Source organism: Nocardioides sp. zg-1228 (assembly GCF_017086465.1).
In the GTDB taxonomy this organism is placed as follows: domain Bacteria; phylum Actinomycetota; class Actinomycetes; order Propionibacteriales; family Nocardioidaceae; genus Nocardioides.
The window spans coordinates 3769746-3795150 of the sequence record NZ_CP070961.1; the positions used below are offsets into that span (position 1 = coordinate 3769746).

Consider the following 25405-nt stretch of genomic DNA (forward strand, 5'->3'; position numbering starts at 1 on the left):
GAAGTATGGCGACGGGACTCCTCGCGCGGCCGCATGGGGCACGTCCCTCGGATGCGCGCGTCCGGCCGAGCGCCGTCGCTCCGGTGAAACCCTCCCAGCGCCTACTCTGTCCGCCATGGACGACGTGCGGCGCGACCCGCGGACCGACCAGGATCGCCTCGCCGCCCTCGTCACGGTGTGGTGGGAGGCGGTGGACTCCTTCACCCGCCTGCTCGAAGGCATCGGCGAGGACGGGTGGCGCACCTCGACCGACCTGCCCGGCTGGGACGTGCACGCGGTCGCCGCCCACACCGCCCACCTCGAGGCACTGCTGGCCGGCCGCCCCCACGACGAGGGGGAGGTGGGCGATGCCGCCCACCTCCGCGGGGCGATGGTGAGCTTCACCGAGCAGGGCGTGCTGGCCCGACGCGACCACACGCCCGACGCGCTGATCACCGAGATCCGCGAGTCGGCGACCGCGCGGCATGCCCGGTTGCTGGCCGACCCGCCCACCGATCCGTCCGCGCCGGCGCCGGGCGCCTTCGGTGCCATCGGCTGGACGACCGAGCTGCTCCTGCGCAACCGGCCCCTCGACGTGTGGATGCACGAGCAGGACGTCCGCCGGGCGCTGGACCTGCCCGGCAACCTCGACTCCGCGCCCGCCGTGCACACCACCGACTACCTGCTGGAGAGCCTCCCCTACGTCGTCGCCAAGCGGGCGCAGGCCCCGGTCGGATCCGTCGTACGCCTCGCGGTGTCCGGCCATCCGCCGGCGACCGTCGTCGTGGGCCAGGACGGTCGCGGGCGACCCGCGGGTCCCGGCGACGGCGAGCCGGCCCTCACCCTGGCGACCGACCGCGAGGGCTTCGTGCTGCTGGCGGGCGGCCGACGCGCGGCCGACCGGGTCGACGTACGCCTCTCCGGCGACGCCGCCCTGGGCGAGCGCGTCCTGGCCTCCATGGCGGTGACGCCGTGAGCACCGCCTGGTCCAGCGCCGACATCGGCGACCTGGGCGGTCACACCGCGCTGGTCACCGGACCGACGATCGGCGGCCTCGGCTTCCACACCGCGCTCGAGCTCGCCCGCCACGGCGCGCGGGTGGTGCTGGCCGGGCGTACGCCCGACAAGCTGCGTGCTGCGGCCGACGCGATCGCCGCCGAGGTGCCCGGCGCCGAGACCCCGTCGTTGGTCGTCGACCTCGCCGACCTCGCGTCGGTGCGCCGCGCGGGCGAGGCGGCGGCCGATCTCGGCCCGCTGCACCTGCTCGTCAACAACGCCGGCGTGATGGCCCCGCCACTGCGCCGCACCGCCGACGGGCTCGAGTCGCAGATGGCGACCAACCACTTCGGCCCGTTCCTGCTCACCGGGCTGCTGCTCGACCAGCTGGCTGCCTCCGGCGACGGCAGGGTCGTCACGCTGTCCTCGCAGATGCACCGGGTGGCCCGGTCGGCGCCGGTGGGCGACCTCCGGGAGCCGCGGCGCTACAGCCGGTGGCGCGTCTACGGCCAGACCAAGCTCGCCAACCTGCTCTTCACCCACGAGCTCGAGCGCCGGCTGCGCCGGGCCGACCTGCCCGTGCGCGCGCTCGCCGCCCACCCCGGCCTGGCCGGCACCCACCTCGCGGTCAACGGTCAGCTCGGCACGACGCACGGGCTGCGGGCATCCGTCCTGGACCGGGCCGTCAAGCTGGTCTCGCAGTCCGCCGAGGCCGGGGCGCAGCCGACGCTGATGGCAGCGACGGCCGAGCTGCCCGGTGGGACGTACGTCGGGCCGGGTGGCCCCGGCGAGGCCGCCGGCGCGCCGCGCATCGTCGGCTGCACGCCGCTGGCCCGCGACGAGGACGCGCAGCGCCGGCTGTGGGAGATGAGCGAGGCGACGGTCGGGCTCGCCTGGCCCTAGCGGCGGTCGTGCACCCGGACGATGCCCGACATCGTGCCGGCGTAGGCCGACCCGTCGCGCCCGAGGGTGATCCGCGAGCCGTCGCTGCCGGCGAGCAGCCCCGTGCCGGTGCGCACGCCCCACTTGGTGCGCCCGGTGTGGGCGTCGACGGCCGTGAGGTACCACGCGCTCACGCCGGCTGGTGAGGGCCGCTTGGTCCAGGCGTAGAGCAGGCCGGTGGCGCGGCTGACCACCGCACCGGAGCTGGGCGAGACGACGTCGCTGGTCCAGCGCAGCGTGCACGCGCCGTCGGCCAGGTCGACCCGGGCGATCCCGGACCGGGTGGTGAAGCCGAGCAGCGTGCTACGGGGCGAGCGGTAGCCGGCGTTGTTGGTCACCGCGACCCCGGATCCGAGGGCCGCGAGCGGACTGTCGGTGGCGCCCTTGCCGGCCTCGAAGACCTCCTGCCGGCACAGGGTGCGCCCGTCGTCGCGGGCGACGAACCGCACACCGAGCCGCTCCTCGACCTCGTCGGTGAGGGCGAGCGCACCACCGTCGACCAGCACCGGCTCCGACCCGTTGCCGCCGTCGTACGCGCTGCGCCAGGTGGGCTGCGGGGTGCCGTCCTCCCCGGCGACGAGACGGTGGACGGCCTCGTCGGTGACGACGTACGCCGCTCGCGGGTCGACGGCCACGTCGCGGCCGATCCGCTCGCCGAGGTCGGCGACGCCCACCTGGCCGGTGGCCGGGTCGAGCGTGCCGACGAGGCCGGCGTGCGAGGCCCACCAGATGCGACCCGACCAGTCGGGCGCGACCGTGACGAGGCAGTCGCCGTAGGGGACGTAGGGCTTGAGGTCCCAGGTGGCGTCGGTCCCGAGGTCGGGCTCGCCGTCGCGCGCGGTCCGCACCGCGAGCACCTGCCGCTCCCCGGTGACGAGCACGGCGCGGTCGGCGGCGTCGAGGTAGATCGCCTCGCCGTCGCAACCGGCGCCGTCGGGGGCGTCGGGGACGTCGGGGACGTCGTGCGAGGCGACCGGCCGCAGGGTCTCGGGGTCGATCACCCGCAGGCTGCGGCCCGAGCCCGACGCGCACAGCCCCACGAGGTGCTCGGTCGAGGTGAGCTCGAGCCGGCCGCACCGCTGCAGGCCGTACCAGGCGGTGTCCACCTCGGGCTGGCGGCCCAGCGGTCCCGGGCGGGCGGCCGGGTCGTCGGCGCTGCGGTGCGGATTCTGCGGGACCTCCTCGGCCGGAAGGGGCTGGGCGGACGCCGGGCGTCCGACGTACGACGGCCCGGCCAGGGCGCCGGGTGCCGGCGGCACCGGCAGCCATCCGTCGGGGACCAGCACCACCACCAGGCCGACGGCCAGGAGGGCGCCCGCCGACCGGAGAGCGACGCGACGGCTGACGTGGACGCGGTCCTGGACCCACCACCGGATGCGCGGCACGGCGAGCAGGGCGGCGGCCAGGAGCAGGACGCCCGGTCCGAGCGCGATCCACAGCAGGAGGAAAGCACCGACCAGCCAGACCACCGGGCGACTCTAGGTGAGCCGGACACCCGCGCCCGGGAGGCGCAACGGGGCTGCTCCGATGCGTGGCTCACACCGTCAGTCGGCGGGACGACGCGGCACGGGAGCGGTGAGGGTGAGCTCGGCGAAGGAGCCGTGTGCGCCGGCGCCGCGCAGGTAGACGCGCGAGCGTCGGGGCACGGGCACGCGGACACGGGACGCCTCACGGATCGGGATCACGTCTGCGTCGGCGGCCTCGGACTCCCGCCGGGCGACCAGCCAGCCGGTGACGTGCTCGAGCGACTCGATGCGGCCGGTGAGGTCCACCGGGCGGCTGTCTCGGTCGTGCTTCATCGTTGGGACTCCTCGTGTCACCGCTCGGCTGTCCCCTCGGACAGCCCGGGCCGGAGCCTAGGAGGGATCGGCGGCGAGCAGCCCCGCCTGCGGCAACCCTTCGGGAAGTCTCCCGGACACGGTCCAGACCAGCGGCCCGTATCCCGCACGTCCTGGAGCGGGACGACGCCGGACGACGCCGGGTGCCACCCGGACGGGTCAGCGGCCGGCGTTGCGCGGGTGGTTGCGCGACATCCGCTCGTTGCCGCGGCGGTAGTTGCCGGTGACCCGCGCCATCAGCTCCTGCGCCCCCGCGTCGCCGTCGTCCCCGACGTCGTCGAGGAACCGCTGCGCGGCCGGGCCGCGCAGCACGGTGGCCCGCCGGCCGTGGTGGGTGATGACGACCTCCGGGCCGCGGACCGTGTAGTCGAATCCCTCGGGCGCTGGCACGCGGCCAGACTTCCACATCGGGTCACCGGTGTCGCGGGGATTCGCCACTGTCGTGGCCCACACCTGCGTCGAGTCGGCGCGTCGTGCGCCGGATCCGTGCTCGAGTCGGCGCGTTGTGAACCGGATCTGTGCTCGAGTCGGCGCGTCCTGCGTCCTCTGTGGTCAGGACGCGCCGACTCGACCCTCCTCTGTGGTCAGGACGCGCCGACTCGACCCTCCTCGCGGGTCAGGACGTGCCGACTCGACCCGTATCCCGCGCCAGGACGCGCCCACTCGACACGAGAGCCGGGGGTCGTTGCGCCGGGCGGCCCGTGGACCGCCCGGCGTTCGACCCCCGGCTCTCGACCGTCAGCCCCCTGTGCTGTCGGTCTCGGGTGTTCAGGCGACCGGCTGGCGCGCCGTGGCCCCCACGACCACAGCGGCACGCTGCCGAGGCACTGGCGGGCGCGTCTCGGCGCTCGTGTCGTAGGCGGGCTCCCCCACCGCCCCGATGCGGATCATCGCGACACGCCCGTGGTGCTCGTCACCTTGGTGGTGCTCGTGCTCATCTCGTACTCCCCCATGTCGATGCTCACGACAACAAGGATGCGCTCGACCCGGTCCTGATACATCCGCGCTTCCACGGAGGTACAAGACCGGTGCCGGACGGGCGGCTCAGGCGGCCGCGCGGGCCTCGCTCTCCAGCTTGCGGCCGAGCAGGCGGCGGGTGCGACGGTCGCCGGTGGCCATCTTGTAGAGGACCGCGAGCTGCTGCGGCGCGTTCTTCTTGTTGGTCGTGGCGAGCCAGCCGTTGGGGAGCGAGAGGCGGATGACCTTGTGCCAGGCCGAGGCGACCTGCGTCGGCATCGGGCGCGAGCAGTAGGTGAGGTCGTACTTGTCGAACAGGGCCTTCACCTTGGGCGCGATCTCGGCGTAGCGGTTGGACGGCAGGTCGGGGAAGAGGTGGTGCTCGATCTGGTGCGACAGGTTGCCGGTCATCAGGTGGAGGAGCGGGGAGCCGGAGATGTTGGCGCTGCCGAGCATCTGGCGGACGTACCACTCGCCCTTGGTCTCGCCCTCGATCGAGCGCTTCTCGAAGGTCTCGACGCCCTCGGGGAAGTGGCCGCAGAGGATGACGGAGTTGGACCACAGGTTGCGCACCACGTTGGCGGTGAAGTTGGCCGCGAGCGTCGGCAGGAACGACCCGGTCGGGATCGAGAGCGCCGGGTGGACGACGTAGTCCTTGGTCGCCTGCTTGCGGATCTTGCCCAGCACGGCCTTGGCGCGGCGACGGAAGTCGGGGTCCTTGGTCTGCTTCTTGGCGATCACCGCGCCGAGCTCGAGGTCGTAGGCGGCGATGCCGTACTCGAAGAACACGGCGTTGATGAAGCACCACAGCGGCTGGCCGAGGTGCGCCGGCGCCCAGGTCTGGTCCTCGTCGACGCGCATGATGCCGTAGCCGAGGTCGTTGTCCTTGCCGATGACGTTGGTGTAGGTGTGGTGCAGCTCGTTGTGGCTGTGCTTCCACTGCTCGGCGGGCGAGGCCATGTCCCACTCCCAGGTCGAGGAGTGGATCTTGGGGTCGCGCATCCAGTCCCACTGGCCGTGGAGGATGTTGTGCCCGATCTCCATGTTGTCGAGGATCTTCGAGACGCTGAGGCCCAGCGTGCCGAGCACCCAGGCGGGCGGGAACGCGCTGAAGAGCAGCACGGCGCGCGAGCCGAGCTCGATCTTGCGCTGGGTGTCGATGACGCGCCGGATGTAGGCCGCGTCGCTCGCGCCCCGGTCGTCGAGGACGTCCTGGCGGATGGCGTCGAGCTCGATGCCGATCTGCTCGATGTCGGCCTCGGTGAGGTGGGCGATCGGGTTGGTCTGGCCGAGCACGGCCTTCTTCTGGATCGTGGTCATGTCGATCTCCTGGTGGGTGTCGGGGAGGTCAGGTCAGTGGTCGATGTGGCACGGGCCGGCGGCGGCGTTGATGCAGGTCTGCACCTTGATGTCGCCCGTCTCGCCGGGCACCGCGGTGGTGATCGCGCCGTTGCGCAGGTCGCGGACGCTGCCCTCGCGCAGCGGGATCACGCAGCCCATGCAGATGCCCATCCGGCACCCGCTCGGCATCAGCATCCCGGCGTCCTCGGCGGCGTCGAGGATGGGCGTGGCACCGTCGACGTCGACGGTCGTGCCGGAGGTGAAGGTGACCGTGCCGCCCTCGCCGGGCTCGACGCGGGCGGTGCGGAACTGCTCGGTGGTCAGCGTCAGGCCGGCAGCCTCGTGGTGGGCGGCGAGGGCGTCGAGCAGGCCCGCCGGCCCGCAGGCGAGCGTCGTACGCTCGGCGAGGTCGGGCACCAGGGCGGCGAGGTCGGCGACGTCGAGGACGCCGTGCTCGTCGTCGTAGCGCGCGACGAGGCGGATGGCGCCGGCGGCGTGGAGCGCCTCGAGGTCGCGGATGAAGATCGAGTGGGGGTGGCTCGGCGCGACGTGGACCACGACGATGTCGTGGACCTCGCTGCGGGCCGGGCGGAGCACGCCCTCGTCGGTGCTCGGGAAGAGGTTGCGCAGCATGCCGATCACGGGCGTGATGCCCGAGCCGGCGGTGACCATGAGGAAGCGGCCGCCCTCGGGCGGGAGGACGAACTCGCCGGCGGCCTGCTCGAGGTGCACCAGCGTGCCGGGGCGCGCCCGGTGCACGAGGTGGTTGCTCACCAGGCCGTCGGGGACGGCCTTGACGGTGATCGAGATGCGGCCGTCGGCGCGCGGGCCGTGGGTGAGGGAGTAGGCGCGCCACTGGCGTACCCCGTCGACGTCGATGCCGATGCGGAGGTACTGGCCCGGGACGTGCCCGGCCCAGTCGGCGCCCGGGCGGATCACGATGGTGGCGGCGTCGGCGGTCTCGGGGTGGATCGACTCGATGCGCCCGCGCAGGTCGGCACCCGAGCGCAGGGGCGCGAAGAGGTCCATGAAGTCGGACGGCAGGTAGGGGGTGGTGGCCGCCTCGGCGACGCGGACGAGCTGGTCGGCCAGTCGACGGCTCCGGGCGCCGCCGCGTGCGGGCGGTTCGAGAGTCGTGGTCATGACATCCAATGTGTCCGATCGCGGCCCCTGCTTCCTGCCCCTCGCACGTGAATCGGGGCTATGCTCTTGTTCGCTGCGAACAAGACTCGCCTCAGGAGGGCCAATGGCGACCCGCCCCGTGCGTCCGGCCACACAAGTGCCCACCGTCGTGGGGCTCGACCCCGAGGTGGCCGCGGCCCTGCGCTCGCGACTGGCCGAGGTCGCCGACCGTGCCGTGCTCACCATCGTCGACGAGGTGCCGAGCTATGCCGGGGCGTGGAGCGGGCGGATGGGCGAGGTGATCCGCAACGCCGTGCAGCTCGCCCTGGGCGGCTTCCTGACCCTCGCCACCCGCCAGGACGCCGAGGCACCCAAGGCCCCGGCGATCGAGGGCGCCTACCAGCTCGGGCGCGGCGAGGCGCGCAGCGGGCGCACCGTGGAGGCACTCCTGGCCGCCTACCGCATCGGCGCGCGCGCCTCGTGGCGCGACATGGCCGACGTCGCGGTGGAGGCGGGCGTCGACGCCGGCCAGCTCGCCAGCTTCGCCGAGCTCGTCTTCGCCTACATCGACGAGCTGTCCGCGGCCTCCGTCGCCGGGCACACCGACGAGCTCGAGAGCAGCGGGCGCGTCCGCCAGCGCAACCGCGAGCGGCTGGCGCGCGCGCTGCTCACCGGCGCGCCGGCCGACGCGGTCAACGCCGCCGCCGAGCGGGCCGACTGGGAGCCGCCCGGCGCGCTCACCGCGATCGTGCTGCCCGAGTCACAGGTCTCCCACACGTTGACCGCCCTCGACCCGCGCACGCTCCACCCCAACGACGACGTCCCGGGCCTGCGGGAGGGGTACGCCGCGCTGCTCGTGCCGACGACCGGCTCGGCCGCCTCCCGCCGCACGCTGCTCCACTCGCTCCGCGGCACCGACGCCGTCGTCGGCCCGGCCGTGCCCTGGCTCGACGCGGTCGCCTCGCACCGCCGGGCACTGCGTTGCACGGCACTCGGCGTCCACGGGCTCGTCGACTCCGACGACCACCTCGCGTCCCTGGTGCTGACCGCCGACCCGTCCGCGCGCGCCGACCTGCGCGCCCGCGTGCTCGCGCCACTCGCCGACCTGCGCCCGTCGACCGCCGAGAAGCTCACCGACACCCTGCGCAGCTGGCTGGTGCACCACGGGCGACGCGACGCGGTCGCCGAGGAGCTCTTCGTGCACCCCCAGACCGTGCGCTATCGCGTCGGCCAGCTCCGCGAGGTCTACGGCGACCGGCTCGAGGACCCGGCGTTCGTGCTCGAGGCGACGCTGGCGCTGGCCTGAGGGCACCGACCTCGCGAAGACCGTGATCCTGGTGGATCCGAGCCGCCCGGTGGCTCGGATCCACCACGACGTGCCGGGAGACCCCGCCGCGTCAGGGGCGCGCGTACGCCGGCTCGCCGGCGACCCAGGTCGCGACGACGTGGTCGCCGAAGGCCCGCAGCCGGCGGGCGTGCTCGCGGTCGGAGACCCCCTCGAGCGGGTCGGCGTCGAGCAGCACGAGGTCGCCCGGGTGACCGACGGCGACCGTGCCCCAGCCGTCGGTGGACGCGGCCAGCGCCTCGCGGGCGGTGATCGACTGCTCGGGGTGCCACGGCTCGCGGTCGTCGCCGGAGCGGTGCACGGCGCTGGCGATCGCCAGCCACGGGTCGAGGGGGGAGACCGGGGCGTCGGAGCCCAGCACCACCTCGACGCCGTCGTCGAGCATCCAGCGCAGCGGGAAGCACCGCTCGGACCGCCCGGGCCACAGCCGGTCGGTCACGTCGCGGTCGTCGAGCAGGTGGGCGGGCTGCACGCTCGCGCGCACGCCGAGGCGCGCCATCCGGCGTACGTCGTCGCGGGTGGTGAGCTGCACGTGCTCGACGCTCCCGCGGGCACCGGTCTCCTCGAACGCCGCCAGCGCCTCGGTCACCGCGCGGTCGCCGATGGCGTGCACGGCCACCTCGAGGCCGCCCGCGGCGGCTCGGGCCAGCAGCGCGCGCAGCTCCTCGGGCGACTGATTGGGCTGGCCCTCCTCGAAGCCCGCGACCGCCTTCTCCGCGTAGGGCTCGCAGCACCAGGCGGTGCGGGTGTTGAGCGAGCCGTCGCTGATGATCTTGAGCGGACCCATCGTCAGCCGGGGGTCGCGGTCGAGCGGGTCACCGGAGCGCAGGCCGCGGGAGAGCACGTCGTCGAGGCCATCGGCGTAGCAGGCGTGGCGGATCCGCAGCAGGTCGGCGCCCCCGGCCCACCGGGCCACCCAGTCGCCCACCCCGCCGCTGAACTCCAGGTCCACCAGCCCCACCACCCCCATCGCGGCCGCGGCCTCCATCGAGCGCCGGTAGGCCTCGGGCCCGGTGCCGTCCTGGCCCAGCACCGAGGCCAGCCGGCCGTAGGCCATGAACCACTCGGCCTCGCTCACCACGCTGTCGCGGATCGGCAGGGCGAGGGCGTGGAGCGCGATGGTGTTGAGCCAGCCGTGGTGGCCGTCGCCGGCGATGAGGACGATGGGCTGGTCGGTGCCGATCGCGTCGAGGTCGGACACGGTGGGGTTGTCGGGCCAGGCCGTCGGCCGGTGCCCCCACCCGATGACCGGCAGGTCCGGCCACTGCTCCAGGCGCTCGCGCACGAGCGCCACGGCGTCCTCGGACGAGCGCGCCGGCGCGAGGTCGAGCCGCGCCGAGGCGAGCGTCCACTGGCCGAGGTGGACGTGCTGGTCCCAGAGGCCGGGCATCAGCCAGCGCCCGCCCGCGTCGTAGGTCGGCCCGTACGTCGACTCGTCGCCGGTCGGCAGCGCGCGGCCGACCTCGACCACCCGGCCGCCGTCGAGGCGTACGTCGACCGGCCCGGGCGCGGTCTCGGTGAGGGCGACCAGGCGGGTGTCGCGGATCAGCATGGCGCCACCGTAGGAGGTGCGTCGGAGCGCGCGACACCCGCCCGGCTGACATGATGACCGGCGTGGAGTGGCGGGGGCTCATGGCGTTGGTCGCGCTCCTGGCGCTCGGCGTCGGGGGCGGCTACGTGGCGTCCGCGCAGGCCCGCGACGACTCCATCGGCACGGGCGTCGCCTCACCGGTGCCGGCCCGGGCGCCGGACATGCCGGTCGAGGCCCCGCGCCCCTTCGCCGACGACCCCGACGACCCCCGGCTGGAGCCGGGCATCGAGATGCGGCCGGCCACGCTCGGCACCGGCAAGTTCGAGATCACCTTCCCGGCGCCGGTCGGCTGGACCACCAACGCCAACGCGAGCAACGAGTGGAAGTGGAAGAAGCCCGGCACGTCCAACAACACCTACGTGATGCGCATCGAGCAGATCGACAGCCAGGACATCACCATCGAGGCCGCCATCAACATCCGCGAGGTGCGGCTGCGCGCCGAGCAGGACGACGTGGTGATCCTCGACCGTGGCGCGGACACGCTGGAATACACCTATCGCAGCAACGAGGGCAACGCCCGCTACAGCTTCATGCGCTGGCTCGACCTCGACGCCAGCGGCCAGGCCGACGTGGAGATCGTCGTCCACGGACGTGAGCGCGACATCCCGGGCGCCCGGGACCTGATCCGCCGGGTGGGCGACGGGATGCGGGGCGCCGGCGGCGGGCCTGTCGGCTGAGCGGTCCCGGCCACTAGGTTGGGCCCGTGAGCTGGCGGGGGACGGCGGTCCTGGTGGTGGTGCTCGCCGGCGGAGCGGCGGCCGGCTTCGGCGCGTCGTGGGCGCTCGGCGAGAACCCGCCCGGCGGGGGCACCGCGTCACCCGTCGCCGCCTCGCCGAGCCTGCCGGTCGACCCCGTCCCCGAGCTGCTGCCCGACCCGGACATGCCGCCGCTGGCGCCGGGCATCGCGCTGGTGCGGCAGTCGGTGGGCACGGGCAGCTTCCGGATGACCCTGCCCGTGCCGAAGGGGTGGTCGTTCTTCGAGAACTCGCTCAACGAGTGGCAGTGGCGACCGTCCGGCCAGCCCGACTTCGGCTACGTCCTGAGGGTCGAGCAGGTGCTGAGCAACCGCCGATCGATCGAGTGGACGCTCGACCGGCGGCTCGCCGAGCTCCGCGAGGACGAGAGCAACGTCGAGGTGATCGCGCAGACCCGGGACAGCCTGCACTTCAGCTTCGTCGCCGCCAACCACCTGCGCCACGGCCACCTGCGGTGGCTCGACCTCACCGGCTCCGACAACGCCCAGGTGGAGATCGCGGTCACCGGCCGCAAAGTCGACGACCCCGGGATGGCCGACCTGATCGCGCGGGTCGGGTCGGGCGTCCGTCTCGGCTGAGCCGCCCGCTCAGACCCCGAAGGCCTGGACCGAGTCGAGCACCCGCCGGGCGACGCGCTGGTCGTTGCTGCGGATCTGCACCCAGAGGAGCTGGTTCTGGTTGACCCGGATGACCCGCTCGACCATGAAGTCGACGCCCGGGCACCCGCTGAAGAACACCGTCATGGTCTCGTCGTCCTTCTCGTCGAAGTAGGGACCGCGCTCGACCGGGCACTCCGCGTGGCCCGGCACCCGCGAGGGCAGCTTCTCGCCGGGCAGGATCGCGACGAACACGCCCTCGCCCGGGTCGTCGGCGGAGTTCCACCCCGCCCGGGTGCCGGACGCGACCGACGGCTGCTCGGCGCGTCCGTCGACGGGTGTCCACTGCTCGGGGTCGACCTGGGCGGTCCAGGCCTTCGGGACGGTGAGGGCGATCGTCCCGGTGACGTCCTCGATGGTGCGCTCCGAGGTGGTCTCGCGCTCCAGCGTCCACCCGGCGCCGGTGCCGGCGACCAGCGCCAGCGCGGCTGCCGCCACCCAGGGCCACCGGCGGCGCGGGCGCGGCGGCGCGGAGCCGACGTCGGAGTCGGAGTCGGAGTTGGAGTCGGAGTCGGTGTGGGCGTCGGAGTGGGGGTCGGTCGACGCCCCGACCTGCCCCGTGAGGCGCGAGGCCCAGGTCAGCTCGGCGTCGGCGGGGATCCACGGCGTGGGCGTCTCGTCGAGGTCGCCGGCCTCCTCGCCGAGTGCCTGCGCCAGTGCCGCGGTGAACGACGCGACGTCGGGGAAGCGGTCGTCGCGGTCCTTGGCCAGGCCGCGGAGCACGACCGCGTCCGCCGCCGGGTTGTCGATCCCCAGCGGCTCGGGCGGAGTCGGGTTCTCCGCGGCCGCCAGGCTCGCGTGGGCGTAGGGCCGGCGACCGGCCAGGAGGTGGTAGGTCAGGGCGGCGAGGGAGAACTGGTCGGCGCGCGCGTCGAGCCCCTCGCCGAGCGCCTGCTCCGGCGCGACGTAGGAGGGGGTGCCGCCGGCCATCGTGAGCCGCGAGGACATGTCCATCGCCTTGCCGAGACCGAGGTCGCCGAGCATCGCCACGATGTGCGGGGAGCGGCCGCTGTCGACCGTGCGGAAGAGGACGTTGCCGGGCTTGACGTCGCGGTGCAGCACGCCCCGGTCGTGCAGCGCGGTGAGCCCGCGCCCGATCTGGGTGATCACCGAGAGCGCCTGTGCGCGCGACAGCGGCGCGAGGTCGAGGCGGTCGTCGAGGGTGCCCTGGTCGGCGTACGCCATCACCAGGTAGGGGCGGCCGTCGTCGAGCTCGCCGGCGTCGTAGACGGACACGACGTGGGGCGACTCGACCTTGCGGAGGAAGCGGCCCTCCTCGAGGAAGCGCTGGCGGATGTGGTGGTCGCCGGTCCAGTTGTCCGCGAGGACCTTGATCGCCACCGCCGAGTCGAGGTGCTCGTCGTAGGCCAGCCAGACCGTCGCGAACGCTCCCGCCCCGATGCGGCGGCGCACCGGGTAGCGACCGAGACGAGTGGGAGCGGACACCCGGGCATTATCGTGCAGGCGTGAGCTATTCCGGGGACCACGGCGACGCGTTGACGCCGGACGACATCGACGAGCTGGCTCGTCGCGCCCGCGACGGCGACCGCGACGGGCTCGAGCAGCTGCTCGCCGCCGTGCGCCCGCGGGTGCTCAACATCTGCCGCGGGGTGCTCCCCTACTCCGGCGACGCCGAGGACGCGTGCCAGGAGGCGATGCTCAACGTCGCCACCAAGATCGGCTCGTGGGGCGAGCGCGGGCGGTTCACCACCTGGCTGCACATTGTGTCGGTCAACAGCGCGCGCACGACCTACCGACGGCTCAAGAACCTCGCCACCCCGACCGACTTCGAGGACGGCGCCCACGACCGTCCCGACCCGCGGACGACCAGCGTGATCGCCGGCACCCGCCTCGACCTGCTCGAGGCGATGGAGACCATCGAGAAGGACCACCCGCAGTTCGTCGAGCCGCTGCTGCTGCGCGACGTCTACGGCCTGCCCTACGACGAGATCGCCGCGCTGGTGGACGCCCCGCTGGGCACGGTGAAGGCGCAGATCCACCACGGCCGCAAGCTCGCCCGCCCCCTGCTCCGGGGCGAGAGATGAGGCACCGGCCCGTCCGCGCGGTGCTCGCGGCGGGCCTGTCCCTCGCCGTCCTGGCCGGGTGCTCCGGCGGCGGTGCCGCCGGTCCCGAGGAGCTCAGCGACCCCGCCCCGGCCGCCGCGGTCGGGGACGGCGAGGCCACGGCTTCGCCGGTCTCGGACCCGGAGGTCGCCGAGCGGGTGGAGCCCGACCTCGACGTGGCGGTGTCGACCCCGCGCGAGGACAGCCTCTACCCCGCGGTGGGCGACCCGCGGGTGGACGCGCTGCACTACGACCTCGACCTCGACTGGGACCCCGAGGCCGAGCACCTGACCGCGTCGGCCACGGTGACGTTCCGCGCCACCCGCAGCGCGCCGCGCTTCCAGCTCGACCTCGGGCGCCCGCTCACCGTCGGCCGGCTGACCCTCGACGGCGAGCCCGCCGCGTTCTCCCGCCGGGGCAAGGACCTCGTCGTGGACGCGCCCATCGAGGCCGACCAGCGCTACGAGCTGTCCCTCGACTACGTCGGCACGCCCCGCCCGATCCCGGCGCCCACCACCCGCGGCGACTTCGCCAGCACCGGCTTCACCGTCACCGACGCCGGCGAGGTGTGGACGATGCAGGAGCCCCACGGCGCCTTCACGTGGTACCCCGTCAACGACCATCCCTCCGACAAGGCTCTCTACGACATCACCGTGCACGCGCCGCGCGGCTGGACCGGGATCGCCAACGGCCGGCTCACCGACCTCACGACGGACGACGACGGCACGACCACCTCGTGGCAGCTCACCGAGCCGGCGTCGTCCTACCTCATAACCCTCGCCATCGGCGACTACTCCCACAGCAGCACCACCACCGAGGGCGGGCTGCGGGTCGACTACTGGACCCCGCGCGGCATGACGCGTCCGCTCTCGTCGATCCAGACCGCGGCCGCCACCGTCGACTGGATCGAGACCAAGCTCGGCGACTACCCCTTCGACACCCTCGGCCTCGTCGTCACCGACTCGCAGAGCGCGATGGAGACCCAGACGATGGTCACCCTCGGCAACAACGACTACGTGCTGTCGCCCGAGGTCGTCGCCCACGAGATCGTGCACCAGTGGTACGGCGACCAGGTCTCGCCGGCCGACTGGCGCGACGTCTGGCTCAACGAGGGCATGACGATGCTGCTGCAGTGGACCTACGAGGACGAGCACGACATCCGGCCGCTGCGCGAGAGCCTGCGCGGCGCCCGCCTGATCGACCAGCAGCTGCGCGACGAGTACGGACCGCCCGGGGCCTACGACCCGCGCCAGTTCGGCGGCTCCAACATCTACTACACGCCCGCGCTGATGTGGAACGAGCTGCGCGTCGACCTCGGCGACGAGGAGTTCTACGCCGTCGCCCGGTCGTGGCTGGCCGCCCACGACAACACGTCGGTGTCGCGCGAGCAGCTCTACGACCACTGGGAGGCCGAGACCGGGCGCGAGCTGTCGGCGTTCTTCGACCGGTGGATCACCGGCACCCGTACGCCCGGGCGCGGGGTCCCGCAGGGCTGAGCGGCACCGGCCCGCAATACCCTCGCCCCATGGGCCGCCTCTCCGCACACGACCTGATCGACCTGGTGCTCGACGAGGGCTCGTGGTCGTCCTGGGACACCCCGCCGACGCGCGGGCCGCTCAGCGAGGCGTACGCCGCCGAGCTCGCCGCGGCCGCGGAGAGGTCGGGCGTCGACGAGTCCGTGCTGACCGGCGAGGCGCGGCTGCGCGGGCGCCGGATCGCCGCGCTGGTGAGCGAGTTCGGCTTCCTGGCCGGGTCGATCGGCCGGGACGCGGCCGACCGCATCGTCGCCGGCATCGAGCGCGCCACCCGCGAGGGCCTGCCCCTGGTCGCGGCCCCGGTCAGCGGCGGCACCCGGATGCAGGAGGGGACCCCGGCGTTCGTGCAGATGGTCCGGATCTCGGCGGCGATCGCCGCCCACCGCGACGCCGGGCTGCCCTACCTCGTCTACCTGCGCCACCCCACCACCGGCGGCGTGATGGCGTCGTGGGGCTCGCTCGGCCATGTCACCGTCGCGGAGCCCGGCGCCCTCGTCGGCTTCCTCGGCCCGCGGGTCTACGAGGCGCTCTACGAGCGCCCGTTCCCGGAGGGCGTGCAGACCGCGGAGAACCTCTATGCCCGCGGCATCGTCGACGCCGTCCTCCCGCCCGACGCGATCGCCGACATCCTCGACCGCGCGCTCACGATCCTGATGGCGGCCCGCGACGGCGTCGTCACGGTGCCCGACCCCGGCCAGGACGCCGTGCCGGACGTCGACGCCTGGGACTGCGTCACCCGGTCGCGGCGCGCCGACCGCCCCGGCGTGCGCCGGCTGCTGCGCTACGCCGCGCGCGACGTCGTACCCCTCAACGGCACCGGTCAGGGCGAGAGCGACCCGGGGCTGCTGATCGCGCTGGCGCGCTTCGGCGAGGCGCCGTGCGTCCTCCTCGGCCAGGACCGGCGCGGTCAGACCACCGACCACCCGATGGGCCCCGAGGCGCTGCGCGAGGCCCGGCGCGGGATGCGGCTGGCCTCCGAGCTCGGGCTGCCGCTCGTCACCGTCATCGACACGCAGGGCGCCGCGCTGTCGGCCGACGCCGAGAACGGCGGGCTGGCCGGCGAGATCGCCCGCTCGCTGGCCGATCTGGTCACCCTCGACGCGCCGACACTGTGCCTGATGCTGGGCGAGGGCAACGGCGGCGGTGCGCTGGCACTGCTGCCCGCCGACCGCGTCGTCGCGGCGCAGCACGCGTGGCTCTCACCGCTGCCGCCCGAGGGCGCGTCGGCGATCGTGCACCGCGACCGCGACCACGCCGCCGAGATGGCCCGCGCGCAGCAGGTGCGGGCCATCGACCTGCACCGCCGGGGCGTCGTCGACCGCATCGTGGCGGAGAAGCCCGACGCGGCCGACGAGCCGGAGGAGTTCTGCCGGCGGGTCGGCGCCGTGCTCGAGCACGAGCTCGGCACGCTCCTGGCGTCCGGTCCCGGCTCGGCGGCCGACCGCGCGCGCCGCTACGTCTGAGCCGCCGGGCTACCGCTCCGGCGTCTCGTCGCTCGCCTGCTCCGAGTCGGCCGTGGCCGGGTCGGAGACCTCGCCGGCCTTCTCCGGGGTGTCGTCGGTCTCCTGCGCGGCGTCGGTCTCCTGTGCGGCGTCGTCGAGCGGGTCACCGTGCGGGGACGCGGCGGGGAGGTCGCCGGGCAGCGCCACGCCGGGCACGGTGCCGGTGAGGGTGGCGAGCATCTGCCGCACGTTGGAGAGCTGGGCGTTGATGCTGTCGCGGCGCTGCGCGGCGGCGGCGAGCTCGCGCTCGGACTCGACGCGTACGCGGTCGGCGGAGGCACGTGCCTCGCTCACCAGCGTCGTGGCCCGCTCCTCCGCCTCGGCGAGCATGCGGGCGATCCGCTGCTCGGCCTCGGCGCGGCTGCGCTCGAGGGTCGCCTCGGTGTCCTTGTTGCGGGCGGTCATCGCGTCGAGCTCGGCCTGCGTCGCCGCCTGCTGGGCCTGGAACTCCGCGGTCGCCTTCTGCCGGCGCTCGGCGAGGGTGGTCTCGAAGTCGGCGGCGGCCTGGGCGGCCTTGGCCCGCTGGTCCTCGTAGACCGCCTCGGCCTCGGCACGCCGGGCGGACGCGTCGCGCTCGGCGGCGTCGCGTTCGCCGTCGGCGGCCTTCCGGGCGTCGGCGAGCAGCCGGGCGCCCTCGGCGTCGGCGTCGCGGCGGGTCTCGTCGGCGTAGCGGTCGGCGTCGGCACGCATCGCTCCTGCTTCCTGCTCGGCCTCCTTGCGCAGCGTCTCGACCTCGCCGAGCACCCGGTCACGGATCTCGGCCGCCTCGGCCTCCGCGAGGGCCAGGATCTGCCCGACGCGCTCGCCGAGGTGCTCGAAGGTCGGGAGCTCGGGCTCCTGCGACTCCCGCGAGACGAGCGCGTCGCGAGACGCGGCCGCCTCGGCGCGGGCCTGCTCGGCGGCCTGCTCGGCGGCGGCGAGGCGCTCGCGCAGCTCGGCCGCCTCGTTGCGGGCCTGACCGACGGCTCGCTCCACCTCGGTCGGGTCGTAGCCGCGGCGCACGGTCGTGAACATCTCTTCAGGCATCCGGGTTCTCCTGGTGGGGTGACGAGGGGGGCTCGCTCGGGGGGTGGGCGGACGGGTCGGTGGGGGCGGCGTCGCCGCGGTCGGGGACGGACAGCGCTGCGATCACTCCGGAGAGCTGGCCGAGCTCGGCCGCGATGCCATCGCGCTGCGACTGGAGCTGGGCCACCTCGGTGCGGGCCCGCTCGAGCGCGCGACGCGCGCCGTCGCGCAGCTGGTCGGCCTCCGCGCGGGCCTCGGCGACCAGCGCGTTGGCCTCCTCGCGCGCGCGGCGCCGGTCCTCGGCGGCCTCGGCGCGGCTGCGGGTCACCTCGTCGGCGACGAGCGCGCGCAGGCTCGCGGCGCCCGCCTCGGCCTCGGCGCGGCGGCGTTCGAGGCGCTCCACGGCGCGCTCGGCGTCGTCGGTGGCGTCGGCGACGATGCGGGCGGCATCGGCCTCGGCGCGGGCGAGCGTCGACTTGGCCTCGCTCTCCATCTCCGCGGCGGACAGGCCCGCGGCACGGGTGATCTCCTCGGCACGGCGCCTCGCCTCGGAGAGCTCGAGGGCCATCCGCCCGGCGACCGCTGCCATCACGCCCTGCAGGCGACGGCGTACGACGCGGGTGTGCTCGCCGATCTCCGCATGACCCGCCTTGCGGATCGCGTCGGCCTCGGCGGCCGCCCCGTCGAGCACCGAGCGGACGGTGCGGGTCGCCCAGTCGGTCTGCTCGGCGGCCTGCCGGAGCTTGTCCTCGCTCTCGGCGCGGGCCGCGGCGAGCGTCTCCTCGGCCAACCGGCGCATGCGGTCGACCTCCGCGCCGGTGGTGCGGCGCATCTCCTCGACGTGCAGGGCGGCCTCGTCGCGCATGCGGGCCGACTCCGTCGAGGCGCTCGCCCGCAGCGACTCCGCCTCCGCCATGGCGGTGTCGAGCTGCTGCTGGCCACCGGCGCGCGCCTCCTCGAGCACCTGCGCGGCCGCCTCCTGGGCGGCGGCAAGCGTCGACTCGGCCTCGGCCCTGGCTCCGGCGAGGAGCTCGTCGCGGGCGGCGGTGGCGGTGTCGCGGACGTGCTCGGCCTCGGCACGGAGCGCGCCGGCCTCCTCACGGGCGCGGGCGAGGAGGTCGGCGCCCTCGGCCCGTGCCGCCTCGACCTGCTGGTCGCGGGCGCTCCCGGCCGACGACATCAGCAGCGAGGCCTGCTCGTTGGCGTCGACCACGATGGTCGCCGCCTCCTCCGACGCGCCGGCGAGCACCTCCTCCGCCTGCCGGCGTACGCGGCCAGCCTCGGCCCGGTCGGCCTCCGCCTCGCCCGTGAGCCGGCGCAGCTCCTCGCGCAGGACGGCGAGGTCCCCGGTCAGCGCGTCGGCCTCCCGGCGGGCCTCGCCCACCAGCTCTTCGGCGACCTGCTGGGCACGGGCCAGCAGTGCCGAGGCCGTGGGCTCGCCCGGGGCTGCCGCAGCGGCGTTGTGGGGCATCCGCCAGCTCCTTCCTCACGATCCGAGGGCATGCATTGTTCACGCACGCGGACGCGTACGACAGAGGGGTGGGCGCACGCGGTTGCGCCGACAGCGAAACTGCTTGCGTGCGCAGTATCTCACCCGCTGGGGTGACCTCATGAACCTTCTCGTGCTCGGTGGCACCAGGTACCTGTCCCGCGAGGTCGCGACCCGGGCCGTGGCGCTGGGCTGGGACGTCACGTGCGCGTGCCGTGGGGCGTCGGGGCCGGTGCCGCCGGGGGCCACGCACCTGCCGTGGGACCGGGCCGACGCGCCTCCGCCGGCGCTCCTCGACGGCGGTTGGGACGCCGTGGTCGACGTGGGCCGGCTGCCCTCGCAGGTGCGCAGCGCGGTGGCGGCGACGTCGTCCGCCCACTGGGTCTTCGTCTCGACGGTCAGCGTCTACGCCGACAACTCGTCGCCGGCGATGGAGCCGTTGGTCGAGCAGATCGACGGGGACGTGGACCTCGCGGTCGACCCGGAGGCCTACGGCGGGATGAAGGTCGCGTGCGAGCGGGCCGTGCAGGCGGGCGCCGCGTCGTGGGTGATCGCGCGGCCCGGACTGATCGTCGGCCCCGGCGACCCGACGGGCCGCTTCGCCTACTGGCCGCAGCGCCTCGCCCGCGGCGGCGAGGTGCTGGCACCCGGGCGACCGGCCGACGTCGTCCAGGTGATCGACGTGCGCGACCTCGCTGCGTGGCTGCTGGTGCTGGCCGAGTCGCGCACCACCGGCACCTACGACGCCGTCGGCGAGCCGGTGGCGTTCGGCGACCTCCTGAGCGAGGTGGCGGCCGGCGTCGGGTCTCCGGGCCCCTCGCTCACCTGGGTCGACTCGTCGTTCCTCGAGGAGCAGGGGGTCGTGCCGTGGGCCGGCGAGGGCTCGCTGCCGTTGTGGCTGCCGCGACCGGAGTACGCCGGGATGCTGGCCCACGACCCCGGCCCCGCCGTGGCGGCCGGGCTCCGGCTGCGACCGCCCTCGGAGACGGCTCCGGCATGCCTCGACTCCCCCGTCACCGCCCTGACGGCCGAGCGCGAGGCCGAGGTGCTCGCAGCCTGGCACTCCCGGTGACGCACAAACAGGCTCGAGGCGGCTCGTCCTGACCGCGTAAACACGTCGAGGCGGCTCGTCCTGACCGCGTAAACACGTCGAGGCGGCTCGTCCTGACCGCCGAATCACGTCGAGTGGGCTCGTTCTGACCGCGATACAGGCTCGAGTCGGCGCGTCCTGTCGTCAGGATGCGCCCACTCGACGTCGGTTGAACGTCAGGACAAGCCCACTCGACCCCGATTGAACGTCAGGACGAGCCCACTCGACCCCGGTTGAGCGTCAGAAGAGGAGGGCGGTGCCGGGGTCGTGCATCAGCCCCGCGACGTCGGCGAGGAAGCGGGAGCCCTTCTCGCCGTCGATGTGGCGGTGGTCGAAGGACAGCGCCAGCGTGGTGACGTCGCGGACCACGATCTCGCCGGTCTCCTCGTCGACCCACGGGCGCTTGTTGACCGCACCGAAGCAGAGGATCGCCGACTCGCCGGGGTTGATGATCGGCGTGCCGGCGTCGACGCCGAAGACGCCGACGTTGGTGATCGTGAAGGTGCCGCCGGCCATCTCGGCCGGCTGGGTCTTCCCCTCGCGGGCGGTGGCGGTGAGCTCGCCGAGCGCCTGCGCAAGCTCGACCATCGAGAGCGAGTCGGCGTCCTTGACGTTGGGCACCACCAGGCCACGCGGGGTGGCGGCCGCGACGCCGAGGTTGACGTAGTGCTTGAGCACGACCTCCTGGGCGTCGTCGTCCCAGTAGGAGTTGATCTCCGGGGTGCGCTTGATCGCGAGGACGGCGGCGCGGGCGAGCACGAGGAGCGGGCTGACCCGGGTGTCGCGGAACTCCGGGCGCGCCTTGAGCCGAGCCACGAGCTGCATCGCGGCGGTCACGTCGACGGTGACCCACTCGGTGACGTGCGGGCTGGTGAAGGCGGAGCGGCTCATCGCCGCCGCCATCATCTTGCGTACGCCCTTGATCGGCTCGCGGGTCTCGCGCTCGCGCGGTGCGTCGTACGACGGCGCGCCCGTGGGTGCGGGCACGGATGACGCAGCGGCGGGAGCCGAGCCGTTGGCGGCCCTCTGCACGTCGTCGCGGGTGATCGACCCGGCCGGGCCGGAGCCGACCAGCAGGGACAGGTCGACGCCGAGGTCCTTGGCGAGCTTGCGCACCGGCGGCTTCGCGAGGGCGCGTACGTCGCCGGGCGCGGCCTGCGCGGCCGGCGGGACGAGCGCCTCGGCGGGCGCCGCGGCCGGCGCGGGGCGCTGGTCGACGGCGGGCACCGGGGTCTCGTCGGCCGGCATCACCTCGTCGGACTGCGCACCGCCCGGGGCGAACGCGCCCTGGACCTGCATCTGGGTCTGCGCGCCGGCGACGGTGCTCGGCGACGCCGAGCCGCGGCGGGCGCGGCGCATCGGGCCCCGGTCGGCCTTGATCCGGCCGACGAGGGACGCGCCCTCCATCGAGCCGGACGCGGCCGGGTTGGACAGGTCGATCTCGGCGGCGTCGGCCTCCTTGGCGCCGGCCTTCTCGGCCATGCCCAGGTAGGGGTCGGACTCGGTCTGCTCGGCGGGCGCCGAGGCGCCCGACGACACCGGGGCGGACGGCGCGGGCGCCTCGCCCTCGACGCCGATCGCGATGATCGGCGTGCCGACCGGCACGGTCTCGCCCTCGGCCACGAGGAGCGACAGCACGGTGCCCTCGAACGGCGACGGGAGCTCGACGAGCGACTTGGCGGTCTCGATCTCGACGATCACGTCGTTGATCTCGATGGTGTCGCCGACGTTGACCTTCCAGGCCACGATCTCGGCCTCGGTCAGGCCCTCGCCGACGTCGGGGAGAAGGAATTCGGACACGTCGTTCCTCTCAGTACGCGAAGGTGCGGTCGACGGCGTCGAGCACGCGGTCGAGGTCGGGGAGGTACTCCTCCTCGATCCGCGAGGGCGGGTAGGGCATGTCGAACGCGCCGACGCGGAGCACCGGGGCCTCGAGGGAGTAGAAGCACTCCTCGGTGACCCGGGCCGCGAGCTCGGCACCCATGCCGAGGTTGACGTGGGCCTCGTGGGTGACCACGCACCGGCCGGTGCGGCGTACGGACTCGTAGACCGGGCCCATGTCGAGCGGCGAGAGCGTGCGCAGGTCGATCACCTCGAGGCTGCGGCCCTCGGACGCGGCGGCCTCGGCGCACTTGAGCGCGGTCTTCACCGTCGGGCCGTAGGCCAGCACCGTCGCGTCCGACCCGGCGCGGACGACGCGCGAGGTGAACAGCGGCTCGGGGGTCGCGGACTCGTCGAGCTCGGCCTTGTCGGCGTGGTACTGCCGCTTGGGCTCGAGGAAGATCACCGGGTCGTCGTGGGCGATGGCCTGCTGGATCATCCAGTAGCCGTCGACCGGGTTGGAGCAGGCGACGACCTTGAGCCCGGGCGTGTGCGCGAACTGCGCCTCCGGGCTCTCGGAGTGGTGCTCGACCGCACCGATGCCGCCGCCGAACGGGATGCGGATGACGATCGGCATCCGCACCTTGCCCTGCGAGCGGTAGGTGTACTTCGCGACCTGGCACACGATCTGGTCGTAGGCGGGGTAGACGAACCCGTCGAACTGGATCTCGACGACCGGGCGGTAGCCGCGCAGCGCCATGCCGACCGCGGTGCCGACGATGCCGGACTCCGCGAGCGGGCTGTCGATGACGCGGTCCTCGCCGAAGTCCTTCTGCAGGCCGTCGGTGATGCGGAAGACGCCGCCGAGCTTGCCGACGTCCTCGCCCATGAGCAGGACCTTGTCGTCGTCCTCCATCGCCTTGCGCAGGCCCATGTTGAGGCCCTTGGCGAGGGTGATCTTCTGTGTGCTCATGAGTGCCCTCCTACGGCAGAGCCCTCGAACGACGCGAGGTAGGCGGCGAACTGGTCGCGCTGGGCGGCGATCTCGTCGGTCATCTCGGCGAAGACGTAGTCGAACTGGTCGAGCGGCTTGGGGTCGGGCAGCGCCTTGCAGCCCTCGCGGAGGTGGTGGCCCAGCTCCTTGGCCTCGGCGTCGAGGTCGTCGAAGAACTGCTGGTCGACCAGGCCGTTGCGGCGCAGGTAGACCTTGAGCCGCTCGATCGGGTCCTTGAGCTTCCAGTGCTCGAGCTCGTCGTTGAGGCGGTAGCGGGTCGGGTCGTCGGTGGTCGTGTGCGCGCCCATCCGGTAGGTGTAGGCCTCGACGAACGACGGCCCGTTGCCCTCGCGGGCCCGCTGCAGCGCGGCCTTGGTGACGGCGTAGGTCGCCAGCACGTCGTTGCCGTCGACGCGGATGCCCGGGAAGCCGAAGCCCAGCGCGCGCTGGTAGAGCGGGATGCGCGTCTGCCGCTCGATCGGCTCGGAGATCGCCCACTGGTTGTTCTGGCAGAAGAACACCACGGGGGCGTTGTAGGAGGCGGCGAAGATGAACGCCTCGTTGACGTCGCCCTGGGAGGACGCACCGTCGCCGAAGTGGGCGATCACCGCCGCGTCGCGCTCGGGGTCGCCGGTGCCGACGACGCCGTCGCGCTGCATGCCCATCGCGTAGCCGGTGGCGTGGAGGGTCTGAGCGCCGATGACGATCGTGTAGAGCCCGAAGTTGTTCTCGTTGGGGTCCCAGCCGCCCTGGTCGACGCCGCGGAACAGCCCGAGCAGCCGCAGCGGGTCGACGCCGCGGCAGTAGGCCACGCCGTGCTCGCGGTAGGTCGGGAAGACGTAGTCCTGGGGACGCAGCGCGCGGCCGGCGCCGATCTGCGCGGCCTCCTGGCCGAGCAGCTGGGCCCAGATGCCGAGCTCGCCGTGGCGCTGGAGCGCGGTGGCCTCGACGTCGATGCGCCGGGTCAGCACCATGTCGCGGTAGAGCCCGCGCAGCTCCTCGGCGGAGAAGTCGTGGTCGAACTCGGGGTGGTGCACGCGCTCGCCCTCGGGCGTGAGCAGCTGGACGAGGTCGGCGCCACCGTCGGACTGGGACGGTCCGAAGACCTCCGCAAGGTCGGGGCCGAAGCTCACAGGATCGGACAACGCACTCTCCTCACAATCGGGCAGCGGCGGTCTCGGGATCGCCGGACGCCGACGCTCACAGTGTGGTCGCGGGCGTGTGTGACCCCGACCACATGGTGGGGCTCAACGTATCGGCCGGGGCCCGGACAGCACCAATCGGGTCCGTCACCGGAGGAGCCGGCGCCGGTGACCGGACCAGACCGCGCCTACCGAAGTCGGAGGCGCCCGTCAGCCGCGGCCGTGCGGGGTCAGCCAGCCCGACTCGTCGGGCCCGACCGGCACGATCTGCGTCGGGTTGATGTCGGTGTGCACCACGTAGTAGTGCTTCTTGATCTGGTCGAAGTCGACCTCGTCGCCGAACCCGGGCGTCTGGAAGAGGTCGCGGGCGTAGCCCCACAGGTGGGGCATCTCGGTGAGCTTGTTGCGGTTGCACTTGAAGTGCCCGTGGTAGACGGCGTCGAAGCGCACCAGGGTGGTGAACAGCCGCACGTCGGCCTCGGTGATGGCGTCGCCCATCAGGTAGCGGCGCTCGGCCAGCCGGTCCTCGAGCCAGTCGAGCGCGGTGAACAGCCGGTCGTACGCGTCCTCGTACGCCTCCTGCGAGCCGGCGAAGCCACACCGGTAGACGCCGTTGTTGACCTCGGTGAAGACGCGCCTCATCACCGACTCCATCTCCTCGCGGACGTCCGCGGGCCACAGGTCGGGGGCGTCGGCGCGCTGGTGCTCGCGCCACTCGAAGGACAGGTCGTGGGTGATCTGCGGGAAGTCGTTGGTGACGACCTTGCCCGACTCGACCTCGACGATGGCCGGCACCGTGATGCCGCGGGGGTAGTCGGGCTCACGGGCGAAGTAGGCCTCCTGCAGGCGCTCGATGCCGAGGACCGGGTCGCGCCCGCCCTCGTCGAGGTCGAACGTCCAGCTGCGCGCGTCGTGAGTGGGACCGGGAGCCCCCCACGAGATGGCGTCCTCCAGGCCCAGGAGCGAGCGGACGATGATCGAGCGGTGCGCCCAGGGGCACGCCCGGGCGGCGATGAGCCGGTAGCGGCCGGGCTCGGCCTTCCAGACCGGGACGTCGCGCGGGCTGTCCTTCGACCCGCTGGGGAACGTGTCGTCGAGTGGATCGGCGGACCGCTCGCCGGCCAGCACGCGGTCCGGGAGGTAGGACATGTCCCGCTCGAAGGGCTTGCCCTTGGTCGTGTAGGTCGCCGTGTCGTTCATTCTTCAACCATAACCCGCACCAATCCCCCAACAACCCTTTGC

At 73.8% G+C, this 25405-nt stretch carries 22 protein-coding genes; 9 read left to right on the forward strand and 13 right to left on the reverse strand.

From position 1 onward, the window contains the following. The first annotated feature begins 115 nt into the window (after positions 1-115). Positions 116-955: a maleylpyruvate isomerase family mycothiol-dependent enzyme gene (locus JX575_RS18135; RefSeq protein ID WP_186339439.1), complete on the forward strand. Its 840-nt coding sequence runs from the start codon at positions 116-118 to the stop codon at positions 953-955. After that, positions 952-1878, forward strand: coding sequence for an oxidoreductase (locus JX575_RS18140; RefSeq protein ID WP_186339440.1), 927 nt, complete (start codon positions 952-954; stop codon positions 1876-1878). The genes JX575_RS18135 and JX575_RS18140 overlap by 4 nt, the downstream gene beginning before the upstream one ends. Here JX575_RS18140 and JX575_RS18145 read toward each other — a convergent pair. The 5 genes from JX575_RS18145 to JX575_RS18165 all read right to left on the reverse strand — a co-directional run bounded on the left by JX575_RS18145 (position 1875) and on the right by JX575_RS18165 (position 7196). Then, positions 1875-3386: a hypothetical protein gene (locus JX575_RS18145; RefSeq protein WP_186339441.1), complete on the reverse strand. Its 1512-nt coding sequence runs from the start codon at positions 3384-3386 to the stop codon at positions 1875-1877. The two genes, JX575_RS18140 and JX575_RS18145, sit on opposite strands and share 4 nt — an antisense overlap. 75 nt (positions 3387-3461) lie before the next feature. Further along, positions 3462-3716: a hypothetical protein gene (locus JX575_RS18150; protein ID WP_186339442.1), complete on the reverse strand. Its 255-nt coding sequence runs from the start codon at positions 3714-3716 to the stop codon at positions 3462-3464. A gap of 198 nt (positions 3717-3914) precedes the next feature. Next, entirely contained in the window at positions 3915-4145 is a 231-nt protein-coding gene (locus JX575_RS18155; RefSeq protein ID WP_206054446.1) for a hypothetical protein, read from the reverse strand. Positions 4146-4799: 654 nt separating this feature from the next. Then, positions 4800-6032 carry an acyl-CoA desaturase gene (locus JX575_RS18160; protein WP_186339443.1) on the reverse strand — a complete coding sequence of 411 codons (1233 nt, stop codon included), beginning with the start codon at positions 6030-6032 and terminating at the stop codon, positions 4800-4802. 33 nt (positions 6033-6065) lie between these two features. Continuing rightward, positions 6066-7196: a ferredoxin reductase gene (locus tag JX575_RS18165; protein ID WP_186339444.1), complete on the reverse strand. Its 1131-nt coding sequence runs from the start codon at positions 7194-7196 to the stop codon at positions 6066-6068. Between the two features lie 136 nt (positions 7197-7332). Here JX575_RS18165 and JX575_RS18170 point away from each other — a divergent pair, with 136 nt between their 5' ends. Then, positions 7333-8481: a PucR family transcriptional regulator gene (locus JX575_RS18170; protein WP_241005246.1), complete on the forward strand. Its 1149-nt coding sequence runs from the start codon at positions 7333-7335 to the stop codon at positions 8479-8481. 91 nt (positions 8482-8572) lie between these two features. On the opposite strand, the gene JX575_RS18175 is transcribed toward JX575_RS18170, so the two are convergent. Then, on the reverse strand, positions 8573-10072 hold the full coding sequence (locus JX575_RS18175) for an amidohydrolase family protein (RefSeq protein ID WP_186339446.1): 1500 nt from the start codon (positions 10070-10072) through the stop codon (positions 8573-8575). A 62-nt stretch (positions 10073-10134) separates the two neighbouring features. Between JX575_RS18175 and JX575_RS18180 the strand changes: the two genes are divergently transcribed. Both JX575_RS18180 and JX575_RS18185 read left to right on the forward strand, forming a co-directional pair. Continuing rightward, positions 10135-10788, forward strand: coding sequence for a hypothetical protein (locus JX575_RS18180; RefSeq protein ID WP_186339447.1), 654 nt, complete (start codon positions 10135-10137; stop codon positions 10786-10788). 26 nt (positions 10789-10814) lie between these two features. Continuing rightward, positions 10815-11444 (forward strand): hypothetical protein, encoded by a 630-nt coding sequence (locus JX575_RS18185; protein ID WP_186339448.1) that lies wholly within the window; start codon positions 10815-10817, stop codon positions 11442-11444. 9 nt (positions 11445-11453) lie between these two features. On the opposite strand, the gene JX575_RS18190 is transcribed toward JX575_RS18185, so the two are convergent. Beyond that, positions 11454-12968, reverse strand: coding sequence for a serine/threonine-protein kinase (locus JX575_RS18190; RefSeq protein ID WP_186339449.1), 1515 nt, complete (start codon positions 12966-12968; stop codon positions 11454-11456). 20 nt (positions 12969-12988) lie between these two features. On the opposite strand from JX575_RS18190, the gene JX575_RS18195 reads away from it, so the two are divergent. Genes JX575_RS18195 through JX575_RS18205 form a run of 3 tightly spaced genes read left to right on the forward strand, consistent with a single transcriptional unit; the run spans position 12989 to position 16583 of the window. Continuing rightward, complete coding sequence (locus JX575_RS18195; protein WP_186339450.1) at positions 12989-13567, forward strand: RNA polymerase sigma factor; 579 nt, start codon at positions 12989-12991, stop codon at positions 13565-13567. After that, on the forward strand, positions 13564-15081 hold the full coding sequence (locus tag JX575_RS18200; protein ID WP_186339451.1) for a M1 family metallopeptidase: 1518 nt from the start codon (positions 13564-13566) through the stop codon (positions 15079-15081). The genes JX575_RS18195 and JX575_RS18200 overlap by 4 nt, the downstream gene beginning before the upstream one ends. 29 nt (positions 15082-15110) lie before the next feature. Next, positions 15111-16583 carry a carboxyl transferase domain-containing protein gene (locus JX575_RS18205; RefSeq protein WP_186339452.1) on the forward strand — a complete coding sequence of 491 codons (1473 nt, stop codon included), beginning with the start codon at positions 15111-15113 and terminating at the stop codon, positions 16581-16583. Between the two features lie 9 nt (positions 16584-16592). Here JX575_RS18205 and JX575_RS18210 read toward each other — a convergent pair whose 3' ends face one another. After that, on the reverse strand, positions 16593-17648 hold the full coding sequence (locus tag JX575_RS18210; protein WP_186339453.1) for a hypothetical protein: 1056 nt from the start codon (positions 17646-17648) through the stop codon (positions 16593-16595). Continuing rightward, positions 17641-19098: a hypothetical protein gene (locus JX575_RS18215; RefSeq protein ID WP_186339454.1), complete on the reverse strand. Its 1458-nt coding sequence runs from the start codon at positions 19096-19098 to the stop codon at positions 17641-17643. Before JX575_RS18215 ends, JX575_RS18210 begins: the two co-directional genes overlap by 8 nt. 139 nt (positions 19099-19237) lie before the next feature. On the opposite strand from JX575_RS18215, the gene JX575_RS18220 reads away from it, so the two are divergent. Then, on the forward strand, positions 19238-20188 hold the full coding sequence (locus JX575_RS18220; protein WP_186339455.1) for an NAD-dependent epimerase/dehydratase family protein: 951 nt from the start codon (positions 19238-19240) through the stop codon (positions 20186-20188). A gap of 258 nt (positions 20189-20446) precedes the next feature. On the opposite strand, the gene JX575_RS18225 is transcribed toward JX575_RS18220, so the two are convergent. The 4 genes from JX575_RS18225 to JX575_RS18240 all read right to left on the reverse strand — a co-directional run bounded on the left by JX575_RS18225 (position 20447) and on the right by JX575_RS18240 (position 25363). Then, positions 20447-22006 carry a dihydrolipoamide acetyltransferase family protein gene (locus tag JX575_RS18225; protein ID WP_186339456.1) on the reverse strand — a complete coding sequence of 520 codons (1560 nt, stop codon included), beginning with the start codon at positions 22004-22006 and terminating at the stop codon, positions 20447-20449. Between the two features lie 10 nt (positions 22007-22016). Beyond that, positions 22017-23000 (reverse strand): alpha-ketoacid dehydrogenase subunit beta, encoded by a 984-nt coding sequence (locus tag JX575_RS18230; RefSeq protein WP_186339457.1) that lies wholly within the window; start codon positions 22998-23000, stop codon positions 22017-22019. Next, positions 22997-24154 (reverse strand): pyruvate dehydrogenase (acetyl-transferring) E1 component subunit alpha, encoded by a 1158-nt coding sequence (gene pdhA / locus JX575_RS18235; protein ID WP_241005460.1) that lies wholly within the window; start codon positions 24152-24154, stop codon positions 22997-22999. The genes JX575_RS18230 and pdhA overlap by 4 nt, the downstream gene beginning before the upstream one ends. Positions 24155-24373: 219 nt before the next feature. Then, the gene (locus JX575_RS18240) at positions 24374-25363 is read right to left on the reverse strand and encodes a glutathione S-transferase C-terminal domain-containing protein (protein ID WP_186339459.1); all 990 of its coding nucleotides are present in this window, start codon (positions 25361-25363) and stop codon (positions 24374-24376) included. Positions 25364-25405 lie beyond the last annotated feature (42 nt).